14 protein-coding genes and 3 pseudogenes are annotated in these 21197 nt (G+C 40.5%); 2 read left to right on the forward strand and 15 right to left on the reverse strand.

Annotated features, from left to right (window positions below):
• Positions 1-19 precede the first annotated feature (19 nt).
• Positions 20-499 carry a flavin reductase family protein gene (locus IQ236_RS24100; RefSeq protein WP_190522092.1) on the reverse strand — a complete coding sequence of 160 codons (480 nt, stop codon included), beginning with the start codon at positions 497-499 and terminating at the stop codon, positions 20-22.
• A 57-nt stretch (positions 500-556) separates the two neighbouring features.
• Complete coding sequence (locus IQ236_RS24105; protein ID WP_193871634.1) at positions 557-1690, reverse strand: succinylglutamate desuccinylase/aspartoacylase family protein; 1134 nt, start codon at positions 1688-1690, stop codon at positions 557-559.
• 305 nt (positions 1691-1995) lie between these two features.
• Here IQ236_RS24105 and IQ236_RS24110 point away from each other — a divergent pair, with 305 nt between their 5' ends.
• Positions 1996-4689, forward strand: a complete 2694-nt coding sequence (locus IQ236_RS24110; protein ID WP_193871635.1) for a DEAD/DEAH box helicase — start codon at positions 1996-1998, stop codon at positions 4687-4689.
• A 93-nt stretch (positions 4690-4782) separates the two neighbouring features.
• On the opposite strand, the gene IQ236_RS24115 is transcribed toward IQ236_RS24110, so the two are convergent.
• From IQ236_RS24115 to IQ236_RS24145, 10 genes and pseudogenes are all read right to left on the reverse strand, one after another.
• Positions 4783-5712, reverse strand: a complete 930-nt coding sequence (locus tag IQ236_RS24115) for a nucleotidyl transferase AbiEii/AbiGii toxin family protein (protein WP_193871636.1) — start codon at positions 5710-5712, stop codon at positions 4783-4785.
• Between the two features lie 3 nt (positions 5713-5715).
• Positions 5716-6315, reverse strand: a complete 600-nt coding sequence (locus tag IQ236_RS24120) for a type IV toxin-antitoxin system AbiEi family antitoxin domain-containing protein (RefSeq protein WP_193871637.1) — start codon at positions 6313-6315, stop codon at positions 5716-5718.
• A 153-nt stretch (positions 6316-6468) separates the two neighbouring features.
• Positions 6469-7836: a UDP-glucose dehydrogenase family protein gene (locus tag IQ236_RS24125; protein WP_193871638.1), complete on the reverse strand. Its 1368-nt coding sequence runs from the start codon at positions 7834-7836 to the stop codon at positions 6469-6471.
• Between the two features lie 181 nt (positions 7837-8017).
• Positions 8018-8632, reverse strand: a pseudogene (locus tag IQ236_RS27885) (NAD-dependent epimerase/dehydratase family protein); the annotation flags it as partial.
• A gap of 30 nt (positions 8633-8662) precedes the next feature.
• Positions 8663-9370, reverse strand: a pseudogene (locus IQ236_RS27890) (LAGLIDADG family homing endonuclease); the annotation flags it as partial.
• 144 nt (positions 9371-9514) lie between these two features.
• Positions 9515-9946: pseudogene (locus IQ236_RS27895) on the reverse strand (GDP-mannose 4,6-dehydratase); the annotation flags it as partial.
• A gap of 409 nt (positions 9947-10355) precedes the next feature.
• Entirely contained in the window at positions 10356-11747 is a 1392-nt protein-coding gene (locus tag IQ236_RS24135) for a malic enzyme-like NAD(P)-binding protein (RefSeq protein WP_193871640.1), read from the reverse strand.
• Positions 11748-11866: 119 nt separating this feature from the next.
• Positions 11867-12001 (reverse strand): hypothetical protein, encoded by a 135-nt coding sequence (locus IQ236_RS28115; RefSeq protein WP_255528397.1) that lies wholly within the window; start codon positions 11999-12001, stop codon positions 11867-11869.
• A gap of 343 nt (positions 12002-12344) precedes the next feature.
• On the reverse strand, positions 12345-12629 hold the full coding sequence (locus IQ236_RS24140; RefSeq protein ID WP_072720477.1) for a hypothetical protein: 285 nt from the start codon (positions 12627-12629) through the stop codon (positions 12345-12347).
• A 471-nt stretch (positions 12630-13100) separates the two neighbouring features.
• Positions 13101-13490, reverse strand: coding sequence for a RidA family protein (locus IQ236_RS24145; RefSeq protein WP_193871641.1), 390 nt, complete (start codon positions 13488-13490; stop codon positions 13101-13103).
• A gap of 108 nt (positions 13491-13598) precedes the next feature.
• On the opposite strand from IQ236_RS24145, the gene ilvC reads away from it, so the two are divergent.
• Positions 13599-14594 carry a ketol-acid reductoisomerase gene (gene ilvC / locus IQ236_RS24150; RefSeq protein ID WP_193871642.1) on the forward strand — a complete coding sequence of 332 codons (996 nt, stop codon included), beginning with the start codon at positions 13599-13601 and terminating at the stop codon, positions 14592-14594.
• 115 nt (positions 14595-14709) lie between these two features.
• On the opposite strand, the gene IQ236_RS24155 is transcribed toward ilvC, so the two are convergent.
• From IQ236_RS24155 to IQ236_RS24165, 3 genes are all read right to left on the reverse strand, one after another.
• Complete coding sequence (locus tag IQ236_RS24155; RefSeq protein WP_190522113.1) at positions 14710-14934, reverse strand: hypothetical protein; 225 nt, start codon at positions 14932-14934, stop codon at positions 14710-14712.
• A gap of 122 nt (positions 14935-15056) precedes the next feature.
• Positions 15057-17930: an ATP-binding protein gene (locus tag IQ236_RS24160; protein ID WP_193871643.1), complete on the reverse strand. Its 2874-nt coding sequence runs from the start codon at positions 17928-17930 to the stop codon at positions 15057-15059.
• Between the two features lie 248 nt (positions 17931-18178).
• Positions 18179-21037, reverse strand: a complete 2859-nt coding sequence (locus IQ236_RS24165) for a DUF1156 domain-containing protein (protein WP_193871644.1) — start codon at positions 21035-21037, stop codon at positions 18179-18181.
• Positions 21038-21197: the final 160 nt, after the last annotated feature.

A 21197-nucleotide genomic window follows, 5' to 3' on the forward strand; every position in this document is an offset into this window, starting at 1 on the left:
CTTGTCCCCCCGTCTCCTTCTACCCGCCGTAATTCCAGCCTGTACTAGCAAGATTGAGAATTTCGGCTTCTTTGTGAACGCCTGCGGCGATGACTTCTCCCACGAAGACGGTATGGTCGCCGTGTTCAACCGCACCGACAACTTGACATTCAACGTAACCCAAGGCTTCGGAAATAATGGGACAACCCGTTTCTCCGATGTAAAATTCCACGTCCTCGAATTTATTCCCGACTCGATGTTGGGGTTTAAAGAATTTCTGGGCGATGTCTTTTTGACCTTCGGCCAAAAAGCTCAGGGAAAAGACACCACTGGCCTTAATCATGGCGTGGGATTTAGAATCGTTTTTAACGCAGTTCACCACTAAAGGCGGTTCAAAGGAGCCTTGTGTTACCCAACTGGCGGTAAAACCATTGACATCATCCCCGTCTTTGACCCCACAAATATAGAGGGCGTGGGGAATTTTCCGCAGAATTGTTTTTTTAGCTGATTCGTCCAACACAATGTTAATGGGGTATTGAGTGATTTTACTAGGATTAGTTTATCAAAAAAACCGGATTTAGCTTGGCATCACTCCTAAAATATACTCCCCTTGATTAACAGAATGATTTCTAGCGAGATCAAAGATTAGTCCATCAGACTCGGCAAAAACTTCTTGAATTCGGGGTAATTCTCCGGTTTTATTAAAAATTAAAATTTCATAGAGTTTCTGGTTTTTATGAATAATTTCTCCTAATTTAATATAAAATTCAATCATACCTCCAGTTATAGAATAATAATATTTCAGTTGATTTTTGGGGCAGAGATTTATTCTGTGATTGGGAGTAGAGGTTAAAGGAAAATTTTCGATTAATAACAGTTCTTTCATAGCGAGATAATTTTTAATCCCTCTAACTCCTTTTTCCACAGATTCAGGATTTAGGGTTAATCCAGAACCGAGTTCTAATGTCCAAGCTTCAATCTCAAATTGAATATTTTTCCCTAGTTTTTTTAGTTCTCGTTCTAAGGCTAACCAAGGTTTCATAAAAGCTTCATCAAAGGCATCGCCATCATAATCATTCATTAAGATACCATAATCTAAAAGGAATCCTTTAGCACTTTCTTCTCGACTATGAAAACAATATAAATAGTCTAATCCGTAATTGGTTCCACTGTGTAAATCGATTAAGTAATCGGCATCAAGAGATAAACTTTGGAGTTGATAACGGTAATATTCACGGTAAGGAACGCCTAACGAACTTTTTATATTTTCCGAGAGTTGCTGAAATTGATTTAAAATATTTTGTCGATATTGAGATTGAATTTCGTGAGGTTCTAAAGTTTGGTAATCTTGGGTAAATTGAGCAATATTTTCTCCAGTTTTTTCATAATCCCAGAAAATTCGATTCCAATCTTTGCCATCATAAGGATTATATCGACCGGAGGAAAAGTGATGTGATCGCTGATTTGCACTTAAAGGATTACACACAGGAACTAACCAAATTTCCCCTATTAATTGCTCAGGATCTAAACCAGTCAAAAATTCAATCAAATGATAAATAACAGCATTTCCGCTAATTTCGGCTCCGTGTAAGTTAGACTGTAAATAAGCTTTTTTTCCTGGTTTAGCACCTTTAAATTGATAAACTTGGAGGAATAAGCGATCGCCAGATGCAAGCTGGATTAAAGGAATGGTTACAATATTAGGAATCATAGAGCTAGGCAAAATAAAGCTGATTATCCAGATATATAACAATCCGCGCCTTTAAGAAGGAGGTTGTAATAATTTACAACTGACAGGAAACAGCCAAAAGTATTATCCGGTATTCCCTAATTCGTAATTCGTAATTCGTAATTCGTAATTCGTAATTCTCTGTTCCCCGTTCCCTGTTCCCTGTATCAAGTTCACAGATGGGGGAATTTTATCTCAAAACTGCGAGTTGATCGAGTTTTCTTCAACTCTCCTGCAATTCAAGCTAAAATTTAGGCACAATAAGATTAGCCTTTATTTAGATTCTTGTGTCCTACTCTACCCAAAACGATCCCCAACTGGATCTCGACAAGCTGTTTCCGTTTCCCCTGGATGACTTTCAGTACAACGCCATTGCTGCATTGGATGGAGGAAAATCCGTTGTCGTCTGTGCACCAACGGGGTCGGGAAAAACGTTAGTGGGGGAATATGCTATCCATCGGGCGTTAGCGGGTAATAGGCGGGTCTTCTACACAACACCGCTAAAAGCTTTATCTAATCAGAAGTATAGAGACTTTAAAGATTTACTAGGGCCAGAAAACGTGGGGTTACTGACGGGGGATATTTCCGTTAACCGGGATGCGGCGGTGGTGGTGATGACGACAGAGATTTTCCGCAATATGCTTTATGGTACACCGATTGGCGAGGTGGGAACCTCCATGGAAGCGGTGGAGGCGGTGGTTTTAGATGAATGCCATTATATGAATGATCGCCAACGGGGGACGGTTTGGGAAGAGTCAATTATTTATTGTCCCCGTGAAATTCAATTAGTGGCTTTATCCGCAACCGTCGCTAATAGTGAACAATTAACAGACTGGATTTCTAGGGTTCATGGCCCAACGGAGTTAATTTATTCTGACTTTCGACCTGTACCGTTGCAATATCATTTTTGCAATACCAAAGGGCTATTTCCGTTATTAGATAATTCCCTCAAAAAAATTAATCCTCGCCTCAAAGAACGTAAAGGCCCTCCTCAACGAGGTAAACATCGCAATGATGTTCCGAATTTAACGGCGGTTATTTCCCATTTACAAGAACGGGATATGTTACCTGCTATTTATTTTATCTTTAGTCGTAAAGGATGCGATCGCTCTGTAGCAGAAGTGCGTCATTTATCCTTAGTTACAGAAGCCGAAGCCGCCCTGTTAAAAAAACGTATTGATGCTTTTATTGCTTCTAGTCCTGAAGGTATTCGTCCCGAACAATTAGAAGTATTATATCGAGGCATTGCCGCCCACCACGCAGGATTATTACCCACTTGGAAAGGGTTAGTTGAGGAGTTATTTCAACAAGGATTAATTAAAGTGGTGTTTGCCACAGAAACCCTGGCTGCTGGCATTAATATGCCCGCTAGAACAACGGTGATTTCGAGTTTATCGAAACGAACTGATGATGGTCATCGCCTCTTAAAACCCTCCGAATTCTTGCAAATGTCGGGACGGGCTGGACGACGGGGGATGGATATTGAAGGGTATGTTGTCACGGTACAAACACCTTTTGAAGGGGCAAAAGAAGCCGCCTATTTAGCAACGTCTAAACCTGACCCGTTAGTGAGTCAATTTACGCCTAGTTATGGCATGGTTTTGAATTTATTACAACGCCATACTTTAGAAGAAGCGAAAGAATTAATTGAACGGAGTTTCGGACAATATTTATCAACGATTAATTTAATTCCCGCCCAACGAGAAATCGAAATTATGCAAGCGGAATTAGCGTTAATTGAAGCGCAATTTAGCTTTCGAGGCGAACAAAATATGGCAATTTTGGAGGAAACCTTAGCCAGTTTTGAAAAAATTTATGAACGTTTACGAGAAGAACGCCGTTTATTAAAGTTATTACAGCGTCAAGCTGAAGACCGTCGAATGCACCAGATGGCTTTAGCGATGGACTCAACGTCATTAGGAACGATTGTCGGGTTACGCGGAAAACACGTCCCCACCGCCCGGAGTTTGGAAGCTGACCCCATTCCGTCGGTATTAGTGGCAAAAACCCCCAGTTCGGGACAAGCCCCCTATTTCCTGTGTTTAGGCCGGGATAATCGTTGGTATGTGGTGAGTTCGGCGGATATCGTGATTTTACAACCCCAGTCTCAACGGTTAAATGTGGATTATGTCGATATTCCTAATATTCCGTTTAAATTAGGGCAATGTCGCAAAGGGGATGAGTTAACGGTGGCGATTGTACAACAAATTCCCAATTTAATGTTACCTGAACCTCCGCCAGAAGTGATTACCCAACAAGAACAAGTGGAACGATTAGAGTTAGAATTAGATGCCCATCCGATTCATGAATGGGGGAAACCCAATAAACTGTTAAAACGGTGGCAACGGTGGGCGGAATTAGACGAAATTATTCAAGAAAGACGCACGGAATTAGAAGAAGATTTAGCTCGTCATTGGCAAGAATTTTTAGCTTTAATTTCTATTTTGCAATATTGTGAAGCCTTAGATGAGTTAAAACCGACGGATTTAGGCCAAGCAACGGCTGCTTTACGCGGTGATAATGAATTGTGGTTAGGGTTAGCTTTAAAATCAGGGATTTTTGATGATCTTGACCCCCATCATTTAGCGGCGGCTTGTGCGGCGTTGGTTACGGAGGTTTATCGTCCCGATAGTTGGACTCGCTATCACTTATCTGATGATGTGGAAAATGCTCTCGGACGGTTGCGGGGTATTCGTCAGGAGTTATTTAAGCAGCAGCGACGCTATCGGGTGGCGTTACCGATTTGGCTAGAACGGGATTTAACGGGTTTAATTGAACAATGGGCCTTAGAAACCGATTGGTTAGAGTTAGTCGCTAATACCAGTTTAGATGAGGGGGACATTGTGCGAATGTTCCGGCGCACGTTAGATTTTCTTTCACAAATCCCTCATGTTCCTCATTTAAGTGAATCTCTCAAACAAAATGCCATTCGTGCCCGCCATTTAATTGATCGATTCCCCATTAATGAAGCGGTGGAGTAATCCGTTTTCAATGCCAAATTAAAGATGGGGTAGAATTTGTCAACTTTTTTAAGGGGGATTCAGGGGATCTAATCTTGGATATAATGGAGGATTTTAATCCTCAATTTTACCCCAAGAAAAATCGGTGAAATCCCAAACATAATCAGAGGTTTTATTCTCAATAATTGATTGATAAACAGGCTCCAAAAATCCTTTGAGGCGCGAAATAATATCCTGAAAATTTTCCGAGGTATTTTTAATTTGTTTTTCCTTTAAAAAAGCAATCCAAGATTGTTGCTTTGCTTGAGAAAACTCTATTGTTAAACAATAGGGAATATCAGAAGGGATAGCCGTTTTTCTGTGATTAAAAGTGGCTTGAATAGCATGAGCAAGAGTTTTTTGATTAAAGACGAAATTTTCTGATAAATAAAAAATATCATAGAAATCTTTCATGCGACTATTGGCTACTCCTAATTTAACCATAGCTTCAAACTTTTCCGCTATCACAGTCTCACGAAAATACATTCTCAGTTTTGGAGGTTTAAATTCTTGTAAAATCAGGGGAAATGTTTCTATTTTAGCTTCAGGTACTACTTGATCTCCAAAACCTATATCGATTTGTGTAACTCCTTTAGATGTATGAATTTTCCAATCTATTTTAATTTGGACTCCTTCATAATCTTGATCTTCTTTAATTAGTTTTCCTTTAATCTGATCAGACAAAAATTCAACTCCATCTTTTTGAACAGAAGTAGAACAGATTTCTCGAAATAAGTTTTTTATATGCTCAATATCAGAGTTGCCAAAACAGAGAAAATCTAAATCTTTAGTATGTCGATGGGGTTGACCACTCCATACAAAAAATAGAGTTGAACCTTTGAGAATAAACTGATCGCAATAAGGAGATTGACTCAGACGATACAATAATCTTTCATTCACATAACGAATTCGCAGACGATTAAGATCTTCTTTTCTTTCCTTAGCAAGTTTTAATAAATGTTGATTAACCTTTTGAGAAATATTCGGTTGATTGGTTTGACCCATGATTTAAGATACAAGCAATTCCAGATAGGGACGAATAACATTTTGAACGCGACAAATTTTAGCATAATCCCAAATTTCATCAATTGTACAACGCTTTTCCTGCCAAGATTCTCGTAGAGCTTCAAGAGCAATATCGAGTCCAATTTTATTGCGAAATTTGAAACAGTCAGCAATGGTTTTTGCCAAACTATAAACTCTTACAGGAACTCCTTCAATAATATGTTCTTCAATCCCTGATTCTTTGGCAATACCTGACATATAAATAATTCGCAAAGGAATCATATCCTCCTTTGGAGAACGTGCTTTTTGGTCAATGGCCAGCCATATTTGAGAGGGTGCTTGAGTGGTGATTTGATAAAAACTCAGTGCTGATAGCAAACAGATTACTCCATGAGGTACTCGCTTAGAGACTTCTGCAAAACTATGATTTTCTGTGATGTCTGCGTCTACTATGGTATAAATACCTCGTCCTGAACGAAGTAACAAACCCTGTTGTTCTAGTCGTTGCACATACTGACGAGAAATTCCCCATTTTTCTATATCTTTGGCACTGATGACTCCCATAGTGCAACGGGTATCTAGCACTTGTTGTCTCTGAGTCATGATGGTATCACCCAAATCAATGAATAACCTCTCCTGCACTTTCAAAGATTGTGGAAAGTGTAGGTACTTCTATTTATATACCGACATTTTATCATACCTAGCATAAAATATAGGGTGAGCTATGCCCACCCTAACCTTACATTAACCTACAGATTAATGCCCAATACCGACATATTGGAACCCGGCGGCTTCTAATTGTTTGCGATCTAAGAAATTCCGTCCGTCGATCATAAAGGCGGAGTGCATTTTTTTCGCCATTTTTGCGTAGTCGAGGGTGTGGAATTGTGTCCAGTCTGTAATTAAAACCAACGCATCACAGCCATCGGCTAACAGTTCAGGGTCAGTTTCAACAATCACTCCCGTTAAGCCATGACGCATTCCACTTTGGGAAATAATCGGATCATAAGCTTTAACTTTTGCGCCTAAACGGTTCAATTCTTGGATAATATTTAAAGCTGGAGCATCGCGTAAATCATCCGTATCCGGTTTAAAAGTTAACCCTAATAATCCGACGGTTTTACCTTTGAGAATTTTCAGGACTTGTTGTAATTTGTCAATAGCAATGGTGCGTTGACGGTTATTCACTTCCACCGCCGCTTTTAACAATTGGGCTTCATAATTGTAATCATCAGCCGTATGAATTAAGGCAGAAACATCTTTCGGGAAACAGGAACCTCCCCAGCCAATTCCCGCTTGTAAAAACTTATTACCAATACGAGAATCTAACCCAATTCCTTGAGCTACTTGTTTAACATCTGCTCCGACGCGATCGCAAATATTAGCAATTTCGTTAATAAAGCTAATTTTAGTGGCTAAAAACGAGTTTGCTGCATATTTAATCATTTCTGCGGAACTGAGATCGGTTAACACAATCGGAACGGTCGGTAAGGAAGGATGATCAGAATATTTTCGCACCACTAAAGGTTGATATAATTCTTGCATCACTTCCAGTGCTTTTTTGCTATTGCTTCCTAACACAATCCGGTCGGGATTAAAGGTGTCATAAACAGCCGAACCTTCCCGCAAAAATTCCGGGTTACTGACGACATCAAATTCGGCTTCAATAGGGGTTCCCGCTAACCCTTTTTCTTTTTGTCGTTCTCCCACGCCATCTAAGACAATCATTCGCACCCAGTCACCAGAACCAATGGGTACAGTAGATTTATTGACAATTACTTTATAACCTTTTGTCAGGTTAGAGCCAATGCCTCGCGCCACAGCTTCGACATAACGGGTATCACTTTCACCTGTTGGTAATGGCGGGGTTCCCACCGCAATAAATAACACTTCACCGTGTTCAACACCTGCACTTAAATCCGAAGAAAAATCCAGACGTCCTGATTCCATACAGGATTTCATTAATTCAGGTAATCCCGGTTCATAAATTGGGGATTGTCCCGACTTCATTAATTTGACTTTTTCTTCGTTATTATCAATACAAATCACATCATGCCCGATCTGCGCTAAACAAACTCCCGTTACTAAACCCACATATCCCGTTCCAATGACACAAACTCGCATAAATCTATCCTCAAGTTTTTGACCACATACTAACAAGAAGAAGTGTGGAACAGGCATCTTGCCTGTTCAGTAGGGTTTCAGGTTTCAGGTCTGGGGTGTCAGGTGTCGAGAGTTAATAATTGCTCCTCTAGCCCTACTCCCGGTACTTTCCCTGCTCTCCCCTACTGCTTGTCTCTTCTATTTAACCTTTGCAGATGCGTTCCTGAAAGTCCTCTACTGTCAATTTTAATCCTTGATCCAGGGGGATTGTTGGTTCCCAATTCAAATACGTTTTAGCACGAGTAATATCAGGTTGTCGCTGTTTGGGATCATCTTCCGGTAGAGGTTTGAATTGAATTTCAGCGTCAGGGTTAATCATATTCTGAATTTTTTGGGCTAATTCCAAAATCGTATATTCCCCAGGATTTCCGATATTGACCGGGCCAATATAATCACTATTCATCAAGCGGATGAATCCCTCTACTAAGTCTGACACATAACAGAAACTTCGCGTTTGCAAGCCATCACCATAAATCGTTAAGGGAACACCTCGCAGGGCTTGAACAATAAAATTACTCACCACCCTGCCATCATTTTCTAACATTCGCGGGCCATAGGTATTGAAAATCCGCACCACGCGAATATCTACCCCGTTTTGACGGTGATAATCAAAGGCTAAGGTTTCTGCAACCCGCTTTCCTTCGTCGTAACAGTTACCACAAAAGGCAACTCGTCCATTACGACGCACACAAACGACATGATTTTTCACGTTCACACAATACACTTTCCCGACATAGTGAAACCGTTCGGGTTCAACTAAATTGGCATCAATGGCGGGACGGATATTGACGCGATAGAGGTCACGTCCGATAGCATGAGAAACAACAGAAGCAGCATATCCACAACGCAGGGCTAATTCTTGTACATCGTCAGCCAATTGTTTAGATTTACTGTAGTAGGTATAACAATTACCCCGTTGACTTCCATCTCCTAATATTAAAGCGTTGAAAAGAATTAAGGATTGACGTCGTGACAATTGCAAAAACTCACGGGGAATATATTTATCCCCGGATTTACCCAAAGGTAATAAAGTCTCTGCTAATTGTTGACTACAAATCCGAAATTGATGGTGATCGGAATCAAAAAATTTCCAAGGTAAACGTTGGAGACAGTTGGCAATTTTTGTCCGTCCTTCGGGGTTTTCTTGAGCAATTAAGATGTTATAGTCCGCCACATCATAATCAGCACCCCCCACCGCACGCACCCGTCGCCGGACATGGACACAACCTTCAGAAATGTAATAACCCAGGAATTCTAGCCAGTCATCCATTTTGACTTTTTCAACCCGCACTTTCGCATGACGTGGTGCTGGGTCTAAATCAAATTCTTCTTGGTCTGAGGCGTCAAATTCTGCACCTGTGATCACTCGCCAAGAATGCCAGTGTTTGTCCTCCCCCGCTTGAATTGATGTTAATTTTCCGGTTTTACCCCGAACATACATCCAGTGGTTGGGGGTGACACAAAGATCAAATTTACTGTTAGCAAACCGCAACATTTCTCCAATGTAGGGTTGAACAATATATTCATCAGGAACGTGATATTCAATTTGATGGTTTTCGTTGAGGGTGGCAACTTTGACACCGGGTTGCAAGTTGGGGAACTGAACCCAACCTTGCTCGGTTAAAATTTCCGTTTCTGGATCGTAACAGGATCGAATCCCAATACAATTCACGTTTCCTCGATAGTCTTCCGTTTGGGGATGAACATCAGGATCACCATAAACTTCTGAGGTTGAGGCTAAAAAAAATCTAGCTTTAATTCGTTTGGCTAACCCTAACATATTCAGGGTTCCCAATACATTTGTTTTGATGGTTTTAACCGGGTTGTATTGGTAGTGAACCGGAGAGGCGGGACAAGCTAAATGGTAAATTTGATCGGCTTCTAAGCGAATGGGTTCAGTAATATCATGACGGATTAGTTCAAAATAGGGATTATCCATCCACTTGAGGATATTTCGTTTTGTCCCCGTGAAGAAGTTATCCAGGCAAATCACTTCATGACCTTGTTCCATTAAGCGATCAATCAAATGTGAACCAATAAAACCCGCGCCACCTGTGACTAAGATTCTCATGCTTGCACTTGCTCAAAATTTGTAGAGAGTTGAAATGGTGTGGACAACAATCAATCGCAGGTAAGCTGAATCCACTATCAGTTGATCAAAGTTAAGACTTGGCTTTGGACACACCCCAGCTATACCCTACAACATCATGTTTTGCTGTCCGTTCCACATCTATCCTACTCGATTTTGAAAGCATTAAATTCAAGTTCAGGTAAATTAACTGTTTTTTGATCCGCTTATTTACAATTAAGATTTGGGTTTCACTTCGGATTTTGAGGCGATTCGTTCTGATCCTTGTTTTCAAGAGTTGATAACAAATTGCTATAAAATAAAAACATATCTTTTTCCCCTCTCCTTACAGGATAAGGATTGGGGAAGATGTTAGACCAGGTTTCTATTGCAAATAGAAGTAAACCTAGAGTTAATGGCGGGCTAATCCTTCTTGACGAGCGGTATGAGCAACAGCCCCAGCAACAACAGTAGCTACCCGTTTATCAAATACCGAAGGAACAATATGTTCGCGATCTAAATCACTGGGAGACACTAAAGAAGCGATCGCCGATGCTGCTTCTAAATACATAGAAATTGTCAAACTTTTTGCCCCACAATCTAAAGCGCCCCGGAAAATTCCTGGAAAGGCTAAAACATTATTAATTTGATTAGGATAATCACTGCGTCCTGTTGCCATCACCGCCACATCATCCGTAATTAATTCAGGTTGAATTTCAGGAATCGGGTTCGCCATGGCAAAAACAATTCTGTCTTTAGCCATTGAACGTACCATTTCCGGGGTTACAACTCCCGGAGCACTCACTCCCATAAACACATCTGCATCTTTCATCGCATCCGCTAATGTTCCTGATAAATCAACGGCAAATTCCCGTTTTTGGGCGTTAATATCCGGTCGATCATGGGAAATAATGCCTTTAGAATCACACAGGGTAATATAGCGAACTCCGGCTTTTTTAAATAACCGCGCCATTGCTATTCCCGCAGCACCTGCTCCGTTTAAAACTAGGTGAATTTCATCCATTGATTTTTTGACTAATTTTAGGGAATTAATCAGCGCGGCTAAACTAACAATTGCCGTACCATGTTGATCATCATGGAAAATCGGAATATCTAAAGATTGCCGTAATTTGGCTTCAATTTCAAAGCATCGAGGTGCAGCAATATCTTCTAAATTAATCCCCCCAAAAACAGGCGCAATATATTTAACAGTTTCGATAATTTTGTCTGTATCTTGAGTGTCTAAACAGATGGGAAAGGCATCAATATCGGCAAACTCTTTAAATAACATGGCTTTCCCTTCCATGACAGGTAAAGCTCCGGCTGGCCCCAAATTTCCTAACCCTAAAACTGCACTGCCATCGGTAACAATGGCAACAGTATTTTGTTTAATCGTGAGGCTGTAAACTTGTTGAGGGTCTTCAGCGATCGCTTTACAAATTCGACCTACTCCAGGGGTATAGGCCATTGCTAAATCTGATTGAGATTTTAGGGGAATTTTACTCTGAATACTAATTTTTCCCGCCCGATGTAGATTAAAGGTGCGATCATAAACCGCTAAAACTTTTAACTCAGGTAATGCTTTTACCGCTTGGACAATTTGTTCGGCGTGTTCGCCACTGGAAGCATCGACGCTAATTTCGCGAATTGTTTTTTGTAGGGTTTGTTCAATTAAGTCAATTTGGCCTAAATTTCCCCCAACGGTTGCGATCGCTTGAGCAACACTGGCTAACATTCCAGCGCGGTTGGGCAGTTCCAGACGAATTGTGACACTAAAACTCGGATTCGGTGTTAAGCTAACCATACTCAGTGCATTGATTGATTGTAGACCCCCAATTGTAAAGGTGATCTTGCGCTTTGTCAGTTCCTCCACCTCCGTTTTTCCAGATTTCAAGACAATTCTTGACTTTAAAATCCGGTTCCCTAATATTGTTCGTTCAATTGTAAATAATAGGCCAGATTAGCCAGGGTAATATAGTGATCAACATATTTAGGAGTTGGCGTTTTTTCGAGAGCTTGTTTTACTTGCTTTTTACGCTGAGTCTTGGACGATTTCATAGTTTTATTGTTTAGGTGAGGATGATTGACTAATCTTTTTTCAGATGTACAGTAACCCATCCATCTTTCAAACATTAGGATTGAAATCCCTAATTTCTCTCAAAATTAATATCCTGACATCCGGTTATTAACTTTAATTTCAGCAGTTGAGGGTAAAGACAACTGTGATTAACGAATTAATAACCGTATTGGGAGGATTCATCCTTTGGGATTTGAGTTAATAATCTGTTAATTCCTGGGTATTTTTCAGCAAGTTCCCTGCATTTCTTTGGGGGAAATCGCAGGGAACGGGTTGATCCTAAACTTCTGTAAGGGTGTTAAAAACACTAACATCCTGAGTCGTTTAAGCCATAATTCGATCAGATTTAACATAAAAAACAGCAACTGTTATGTTTTTTACGGATATTTTAATTTTTGGGGCTAGTCGCATTTGAGAAACGGGTTCTCGAATTAAACTATAAACCTGTGTGAGGGCTTCCCCCATTTCCTGGGTCAAGCATTGGATATGTAAAACTCCCCACCGTCGAAATACTCTACAATTCGCCAGGAGTTGAAGTTGATCTAGCTCCTGTTGATTTTCCCGATAAAAATCCCAAATCAGCCGAGTTAACTGTGAAGGTTGTTTCATAAAAACCTCATAGGAGATTGGAAACAGGAGTGACTTTAGAACTGTTTAATTACAAGTGACAGAGCCGGGAACTAGCTACGCATTCTAGGCTGTCGTGACTCCAAAAACCTAGACCTTTACAGTCTTAGGCTGGTCAGTACAGCTTGCTTCAATTGCTCTTACAAGCTCAGTGGCTTTAGCTATGAGTTACTGACATCCTCACCTCTAGTATTGAGTCCTAGATCGCTTTTCTCTACCCTGGGATAGAGGGCTTACCTTCTAGTATTCATCATCTAATCCTCTTTCTTAAAGAAAAAAGGCAAGCTGAAATAAGACTTAATAAGAGTTTGTCTAACTTAAACTGCACACAACCTTACAACAAAGTCATTATAACAAGTGTTTTAGCCCTGGAAAGAATTACAGATTATCAAGTTTGCTATACATATATTTACATAATTTTATGAATTGATACAATCAAGGATTGTTAATAGTTCAGGCTCCACAATAGACAATTAAATCAATCTCAACATCTCCCAAACCAGCTAGTCCCATAACACCAACGGTCGTTCGACAAGGTAAACGTTCTGCTTCAAAATAAGCAGCATAAACCTGATTGACCGTTTCATAATATCGAAAATCCGTCACAAAAATTCGAGCCATTACAACTCGATTAAAACTGGTTTTTGCATGATTTAGGACTAATTTTAAGTTTTCCATCACTTGCTGAGTTTGTTGTTCAATGGTTCCCTTAATCACTTCCCCAGTTTCTGGATTTTCAGCGAGTTGTCCCGTGACAAACAAAAAATCCCCAGCACGCACCGCATGGGAATAGGGCGCAACGGGAGGTAAAACTTGATTGGGGAGAGTAATATACTCCAACATTATTAAAGGATTCCTTCTCTAGGACGATATGAACGGTAACATCATACCAGCCTGTGATATAATAAAAGTTTTGGATACTCACCCCACAAGCGGCGAAGGAGAAGCCAGATGGCTCGGATGTATTACGATGCAGATGCCAATTTAGATATTTTGGCAGGAAAAACTATTGCAATTATTGGTTATGGCTCCCAAGGTCATGCCCATGCACTCAATTTAAAAGAAAGTGGTCTGAATGTCATTGTCGGGTTATATCCCGGTAGTAAGTCAGCCATCAAAGCCAAAGATGCAGGTTTAACCGTGCATAGCGTTGAAGATGCGGCTAAGGCTGCTGACTTCATTATGATTCTGCTTCCTGATGAAGTCCAAAAAACCGTTTATAAAACTGAAATTGAACCCTATTTAACCGAAGGCAAAACCCTCGCCTTTGCTCATGGATTTAATATTCACTATGGCCAAGTGGTTCCTCCGGCTAATGTAGATGTGGTGATGGTAGCACCCAAAGGCCCCGGACATTTAGTGCGACGTACCTACGAACAAGGTCAAGGAGTTCCCGCTTTATTTGCCGTCTATCAAAATGCGTCTGGACAAGCTCGTGACCGAGCAATGGCCTATGCTAGAGGCATTGGGAGCACACGGGGTGGGATTTTAGAAACCACATTCCGCGAAGAAACTGAAACCGACTTATTTGGTGAACAGGCGGTTTTATGTGGGGGTTTAAGCGCTTTAATTAAAGCTGGATTTGAAACCTTAGTCGAAGCAGGTTATCAACCCGAATTGGCTTATTTTGAATGTTTACACGAAGTTAAATTAATCGTGGATTTAGTTGTGGAAGGCGGTTTAGCTAAAATGCGCGATAGCATTTCTAACACGGCTGAATATGGAGATTATACTCGCGGCCCTCGAATTATTACCGATGAAACTCGCGCGGAAATGCGGAAAATTCTCAGCGAAATTCAGTCGGGTCAATTTGCTAGAGACTTTGTGTTAGAAAATCAAGCTGGAAAACCCGGTTTCACCGCCATGCGTCGTCAAGAAGCCGAACATCGTATTGAAGAAGTCGGCAAAGACTTACGCGCGATGTTTAGCTGGATGAAGAAGGATTAGAGAAGAGGAGCAGGGGGAGCAGGGGGAGTAGGGAAAGCAGGGGAAGCAGGGGAAGAAATTATTAACTCTTGACACCCGACACCCCACTTAACAGGCAAGATGCCTGTTCCACACTCTATTTCGCTCCCTGACCCTTTTCAATTTTTTCTACTTCTTTCTCTCGTTGTTCATTGGTATCTTTAGGCCGTAACCATTTAGGCCATAAACTGACAACAAACTCCCGACTGGTTTTACTCGCTTCTCTGGCGGGTTTGGGTAAAAATTTAAACGTATCGCCAGAGGAAATAAACACAACCACTAAGGCAACAGCACCCCAGCCTAGAATTTTTTTAGGAGTCATAACCAATTTTTAGATAACGATATTTATGGCAATTCATTGTATAGCAGGAAACAGGGAACAGGGAACAGGGAACAGAAAGAAAAAAATTGCAGGGTTTAGTTCGCTGGATTCGTTTTTGCCAATTACTCCAATTTAGTATTCGCTTGAATATCCATTTCATCTAAAGGTTCTTCAATGGCATTCCGAATCCAATTGGGGTCAAATTCTGCCTGGGTAGAGGCTTTAATTTTAATCTCAATACTCATATCATCGGCTTTGTCCGATAACCGTTGCAACATTTCAAAAAATTCAAAAACTTGGGCTTTATTTAAAATTGAACTTAGACTATACCGTTTAGCAGATTGCTTACCATCTACAATATCAGCTAACACCGTCCGAGTTAAACTGCTATTAGTTGACTTATACTCAACGGTCGGTTTCTGTTCTGCAACCTTTGAATCTGTATTTCCGGTTAACGAATCAGAATAGTGAATAGAATCAGATTGACTTTCATCAGTTTCAGGTTCAACAATTGGGGGTTGTTGTTTAAATTTTTCAACGATACGGGGTGCTAATAAATAACCGGATAAATCTAATTCATCTAGGGGAATAGAACGCTTAAAACTGATTCGTTCGGGTTTATCAATTATTACACTATCCCCAACAATTTTTAATTGCGGAATATAGCCCATATTTCCCTTTGTAATCGCCGCTAAAATTGCTTTTTTAATCGATTCATCACTTAATAACTTCGGATACCCTGGAAACCGGAAAAAATAACTCACTAACTCCTCCCCTTGAATCACTCCCAGTTCCGATTCTTCAATTTTAGAATAACTAATAATTTTAGAAACCGTAATCGAATCAAAAACATGATTTTTTAACGCATCTAACACCCTATCTTGTAAGGGCTGACTGGTATTAATTTGAGATTGTAAATCAATAATTTCTAACTGAATTTGTGCTTGTTCTTGGGGACGTAACGGTAATAAAATTTGTTCATAAAGACGACGTAAACCCGCCTCTAAGCTTGATGTCGCATCTTTTGCTTTTGCTTTTAACTCATCTAAATCTTCAACAGAAAACTTGTATTTTTCTTTATCTTTCACTAAAGAATTTACCGCTAATAACGTTCGAGTTGCTTTCCGAGCTTTATCAAATTGGAGAGTATTCGGAACAATAAAAGCAATGGCATTTTTATAATCCCGTTTATCATTTCCCCGATGTTCTAACCATTTCATCCCCTCTTCCTGTAAGGCTTCTTTACTTTTTTCTGCCCAACTTGCCTCTAAATAAACGGTACAAAATTGATGAATATGGTCAGGAATAGCACTGGAATCCTTGGGCCAGAGAATAACCTTACCCCGTGCGTTTTTTAAATTATTTTTTAAATCTCCCTGAATGCGTTCTAAAACTTCATCACTGGTAATTTTATTTTCTTCATCCGCTACTAATTTATTGAGATTGGCTTTGGTTTCAAACCGATAACGCTGTCCGACATAATGTAAATAAAGCAATTCTTCTCGTAAATCATTTAAGACTGTAACAATCGTATTTCTTTCTAACCCTGGTGCTAAACAAGCGCCGACTATTTCCTGTTCAAAAACGCCGCGTTCTTCCCCACCTCTCGCCCCAAAAGAATACATTAAAATGGCAGAAGCGAGACGACTTCCGACCTTTAAACTCGCTAAATTAGGAGAATCTTGAGCAATTCGTTGGTCTACAAAATTAACCTTAGCTTTTCTACCCATTAAATCCGCCGCCATCACTGCACTATAATTATCGCGTTCCCCGACTTGGGTAAAAAAAGCACTCTTCACCGCTTCATGGTCAAACAAAACATTTCCTGGGGAAATTAACCAAGAAAGATCATTTTTTTCGCGCAACGCATACACCATTGACGCTAGAAATTGTAACGCGCCTCTTGTTCGTTGATAACTGGGCAAACTTCCCCAACGATGATACATTAAATCTAACAAATCGGGATGGAATGGATAACTTAATTTAATGCGTTCTTCTAATATTTTGGCTTGTTGTTCAACTTCCTGCTTTTCCCGGTTTGTGGTGGTATAACTTTCTCGAAATTTGCGAAATAATGCCGCCTGTTGTCGCGCTACTTCAGCAATAATTTCTACATTTCCAATATCGGTAAATAACCGTTTTCGCACGACTTCCATGACTTCATCCCCAGAGACGGGTTCTTTTTTAGCGTCAATGCGACTGACGAGTTTATCTAAAACACTTAATAACCCTTCATTCCCCACCGCTTCTTGAACACTGGCTTGCAGAGAATAGACTAAAACTGTTTTAGGTAATTCTCGGACGACTTCTGTGAGTTTCTGCATAAAGGTGAGAATTTGTCGCCCAAAATTAGAGTCTCCCAGGGTAATTCCCATGGCGTTTTCGATATAAACTAAAAATTCATCCATCAGGATAAGCGTGGGTTTATTTCCGATTATTTTTCTTAATTCGTTATTTCCTGGGGCGGTGCGGTTTTTATCGTCTGCTTCGATTAATTTATAAGCTTCAATTCCGCCAATTTGCCATGCTAAATAGCCCCAAGGAGTGAGAATTTGGGGGCCGTTTTCGATTTGTTCTCCGGTGGAAACACTGATATCTAACCCGGTAAACGCAGCGACCGTTACTTCTCCAGGGTCGGGCAAGGCATCTAACTGAGAAATTTCCCGCAATTGGTTACGGTTTTTAGCGAGGTGATAAAGACTTAATAAGGTATGGGTTTTACCGCCACCAAAGGGGGTTCGCAGTTGAATCACGCGGTTTCCGGCTTCTCCTTGTAACCCTTTGAGAACATCGGTTAAAATGCCTTTCAGTTCTCCGGTTAGGTAGGTGGCGTTAAAGAATTCACGGCCGTCTCGATACAAGCGAGAACATTGAGACTCTTGGCGAATGATGCTACCTAAGTTAATCGCATAGGTGGCATTATCTAGTTTACCCTCCAGAATATCGGGATGGGGGGTAACTACTTGTGTCCAGGGTTTTAATTGATAAGCGGTCATAATTTTTTAGGGCAATAAACAATAATTTGAAATCAATAAAATTAAGATTTGGGCAGGTAAAGAGAACCTATAACAATTCTATTTGATTTATGATAAAAACCCGTAGGGGTTGGGTCTCCCAACCCTCTTAATATTTTTGTTTCCCAACCCCCCTGACGTCTGGGTTGGGCGGGAAGACCCCGCCCCTACGATAAAATCTGATAACCTGTGACCTGTTGACGTCTGGGTTGGGCGGGGAGACCCCGCCCCTACGGTTTTTGTTGGGTGAATAAATTATCTTCAACTAACCGTTTCCAAGAGGCTAATAAGGTATCAATGGCTTGCTGTTCTTTGGTGCGGTTAGTAACGGTTTCTGGGGTTCCGGCTTCGGGGGTTAATGCTCGTCCTCCTAACGCTTGGGCGACTAATTTTAATTGGGTTGCATCGGGCATACTTTGGGCTAAAAATACATTAACATTTTGGGGTTGATGTTCGGCTAACCACAGTAACCGATGCAGAATATCGATTAAGGTTGGCGGTGAACCGAGACTCTGGGAAATTTGATTAACACCGGGTTGTTTTTCGGTTTTCTGGATTCCTAAATCTTCTAATTCTCCTCGTTCACTATAATCTCTTAATTGCACTTGATTTTTAGTTTTCTTAATTAATGCAATTTTACCATCGGTTAAACCGCCAACTCCATCGAGTTCAACGCCGACGCCTCTGGCTAAGGTATTGGCTTCATCAAAATCAACAATGGCTTCCCCGTATTCATAACGTCCTAAAATATAATATTGGGTGGGTTTATCGACTAAACTGACGCCTTTTTTATCGCAAAGTAAGACTTCGGTTAATACGGTTTCTAAGACTTCTTTCTGCACTTCATCTAAGAAGGAATTGGCGTCTAATTCATCTCCATTCGGCAGTTCAACGGTATCATATTGAGTGTAAGCGCGTAACCCCGCACCGACACAAGCAATAATTAAATCGGCGCCGACTACTCCTTCTGACATTAAGCTTTTTACTCGGTCTTGAATAATACTTTTCAGTTGCGGTTGTACGTCCATTGCATAATCACCTATTCCTGTATTGGTGCGTTTTCTACCCACTAAAAAGATACTGGAAGCGAGCGCCGCAGAATTTTGTGCGCGAAGTCTTCCTCTGCTTTCCGTATCTAACGGCCATGCTTCTGTTATCGTAAATTTTGCTCGTCTTAAAGAATCAATTAAGGTTGACCATCCAGCCGTTGTTTTATGAGCATAAACGACAACCATCATTCCGGCTTCTTTTAAGACTCGGTTGGCTTCCAAAAAGGCTTGGTGCATCATATCTTCATAAGCTTTAGCAGCTTTCTTTTTATCCCCACCGTGTCGAGAAGGTTCCATGATAGCTTCGTTTTTCTTGGGGGTTAATTGTCCTGAAAAATGTTCTTTATAAAGATGACCAATACTCCGTTTTAACCAAACATAAAAGAAATCGGATAAATCAGCATAGGGAACAGAATCAAAATAAGGGGGGTCGGTAATAATAGCGTCTAAACTTTGAAACTCAAATGGCAAAGATGTGGCTGATGTTCGTATAGTATTACAAAGTTGCTGATTTTTATTATTTGACTCTCTTAATATAAAATCTAAAACAAAATCAAGCGACCATTCAAAAGCTCCTGTTTTATTTCCAAAGGCATTAGTTTCTGCATAATCCCATACCATAGGAAGGGCTTGTCTTGAAAACGTATTGACAACTCCTTGTTGGTCAGGCTTCCATCTATTTACTGAACTATTTAAATCGCTACATTTTCCAGTACAGAGACTTAGGTAGCTTGCAATAGCCTTTGCTAATTCCTCCTCATATCCCTGCTGTAAAATTTCCTGGTGTGCTAACTTCACCCATTTAACAAACGTCATTAATGATAATAATTGCCGAGGGGTGAATAATTCGCCGAATTTAGTTAAACCATATTCGGTAATCCAAAAATTTCGATTATCTTCTATAGATAAAGATTCATTCGGAATCGTTAAACCCGTTTCTTCACAAAGCGTTTCTAACCTTATTTTAATTTTGTAATCATCAGGAAGATAATGTAAATAATCAGTAGCAGATAAATAGGTTTTGCCTTTTTGTCCTGATGTTGTGCAAACAATCGCCATTAATTGTTGACCGATTCTGTCTCCTTTCCCTTCAACTTTTACATAATCACTTTTAACCGTTGTTGCACAATGACGACAAATCGAATTACCCCTTGTACTTCCCGAATTGGGGTCAAACCCTAACCCGTTTTCCGTTGTAGATTCAACAACTTTAAACTCAACTTTCTTCGTTTCATAATTCGGAATAACCTGTAACGCCACATACTTTTTACTTTTCTTACATAACCAAGTTTGTCGCACTAAAGGAACCGTCGCCCCACAACTAGGGTTAGGACATTTAACCGTTCTTGTCCATAAATAAGCAACCGGAGTAGAGACGTGCCATGGCGCGTCTCTACAGGGTTGTTGCGGTTTAGCTTCAGCAAATAATTCTAACTGTTCACTTTCGGGAATTAATACTTCTCCTACCCGAATTTCTGGATATAAATCCCCAATTTCATCTCTAACCTTTTCAATCACCCAATTGCCCCATTTTTCCACCGCATCCGCTAATTTTTCCCCATATTTTTGTGGATAAACTAACGTACACAATTCTATAATATGGGCAACGGGGTTTAAATCAACCGCGAATGTTTCACAGCCTAACCGTAACGCCTCTAAGGGAATTGCCCCACCTCCGGCAAACATATCTAAAACCTTGGGCGGTGGCACTTTATCTAAAGGCGTATTTTCGGGTAAATTTAATCTAACTTTTTGCGCTTCTAAAATTTGTTTTCTCGCTTTCTCTAACGTCGGAGTTCCCGTTTCCCATTTACATAAATCAATCATAAATTGTTTCAAAGCTGTGCGTTTCTGATGAGTTTCCGGTGCTGCGACCAACGACGCAAAAACCGCAGCCCTCGCCGCCACTAATGGCCGTCTTGCCCACCATAAATGCAGGGTTGAAATATGACCCTTTCTAATCGATTTTTCTCTAGCAGATTCAGCAGAAATTTCTCGAATCGGAATAAAATCTTCAATTAAACGACGTTCTGGGTTCATGGAAATTAAATATTAAAAAGTACCCCATCTCTTTGTAGGGGCGAGGCGCGCCCATTGGTGTCAACTTAAGGAGCGATCGCCCCAAACCTGCTGTGTAAGAGCATCGAGAACTCGATGTCGTTTTCGGGTGGATTTGACCAAGCCAAATAACTTCTGATGT

This window comes from Planktothrix mougeotii LEGE 06226 (assembly GCF_015207485.1).
Classification (GTDB): Bacteria; Cyanobacteriota; Cyanobacteriia; order Cyanobacteriales; family Microcoleaceae; genus Planktothrix.

Coding starts and splice junctions, on each gene's coding strand:
- IQ236_RS24165 (WP_193871644.1), bottom strand. CDS start 21,037: ATGAACCCAGAACGTCGTTTAATTGAAGATTTTATTCCGATTCGAGAA.
- IQ236_RS24140 (WP_072720477.1), bottom strand. CDS start 12,629: ATGAAACAACCTTCACAGTTAACTCGGCTGATTTGGGATTTTTATCGG.
- IQ236_RS24135 (WP_193871640.1), bottom strand. CDS start 11,747: ATGGTTAGCTTAACACCGAATCCGAGTTTTAGTGTCACAATTCGTCTG.
- IQ236_RS28115 (WP_255528397.1), bottom strand. CDS start 12,001: ATGAAATCGTCCAAGACTCAGCGTAAAAAGCAAGTAAAACAAGCTCTC.
- IQ236_RS24155 (WP_190522113.1), bottom strand. CDS start 14,934: ATGACTCCTAAAAAAATTCTAGGCTGGGGTGCTGTTGCCTTAGTGGTT.
- IQ236_RS24105 (WP_193871634.1), bottom strand. CDS start 1,690: ATGATTCCTAATATTGTAACCATTCCTTTAATCCAGCTTGCATCTGGC.
- IQ236_RS24115 (WP_193871636.1), bottom strand. CDS start 5,712: ATGGGTCAAACCAATCAACCGAATATTTCTCAAAAGGTTAATCAACAT.
- ilvC (WP_193871642.1), top strand. CDS start 13,599: ATGGCTCGGATGTATTACGATGCAGATGCCAATTTAGATATTTTGGCA.
- IQ236_RS24145 (WP_193871641.1), bottom strand. CDS start 13,490: ATGTTGGAGTATATTACTCTCCCCAATCAAGTTTTACCTCCCGTTGCG.
- IQ236_RS24125 (WP_193871638.1), bottom strand. CDS start 7,836: ATGCGAGTTTGTGTCATTGGAACGGGATATGTGGGTTTAGTAACGGGA.
- IQ236_RS24160 (WP_193871643.1), bottom strand. CDS start 17,930: ATGACCGCTTATCAATTAAAACCCTGGACACAAGTAGTTACCCCCCAT.
- IQ236_RS24120 (WP_193871637.1), bottom strand. CDS start 6,315: ATGACTCAGAGACAACAAGTGCTAGATACCCGTTGCACTATGGGAGTC.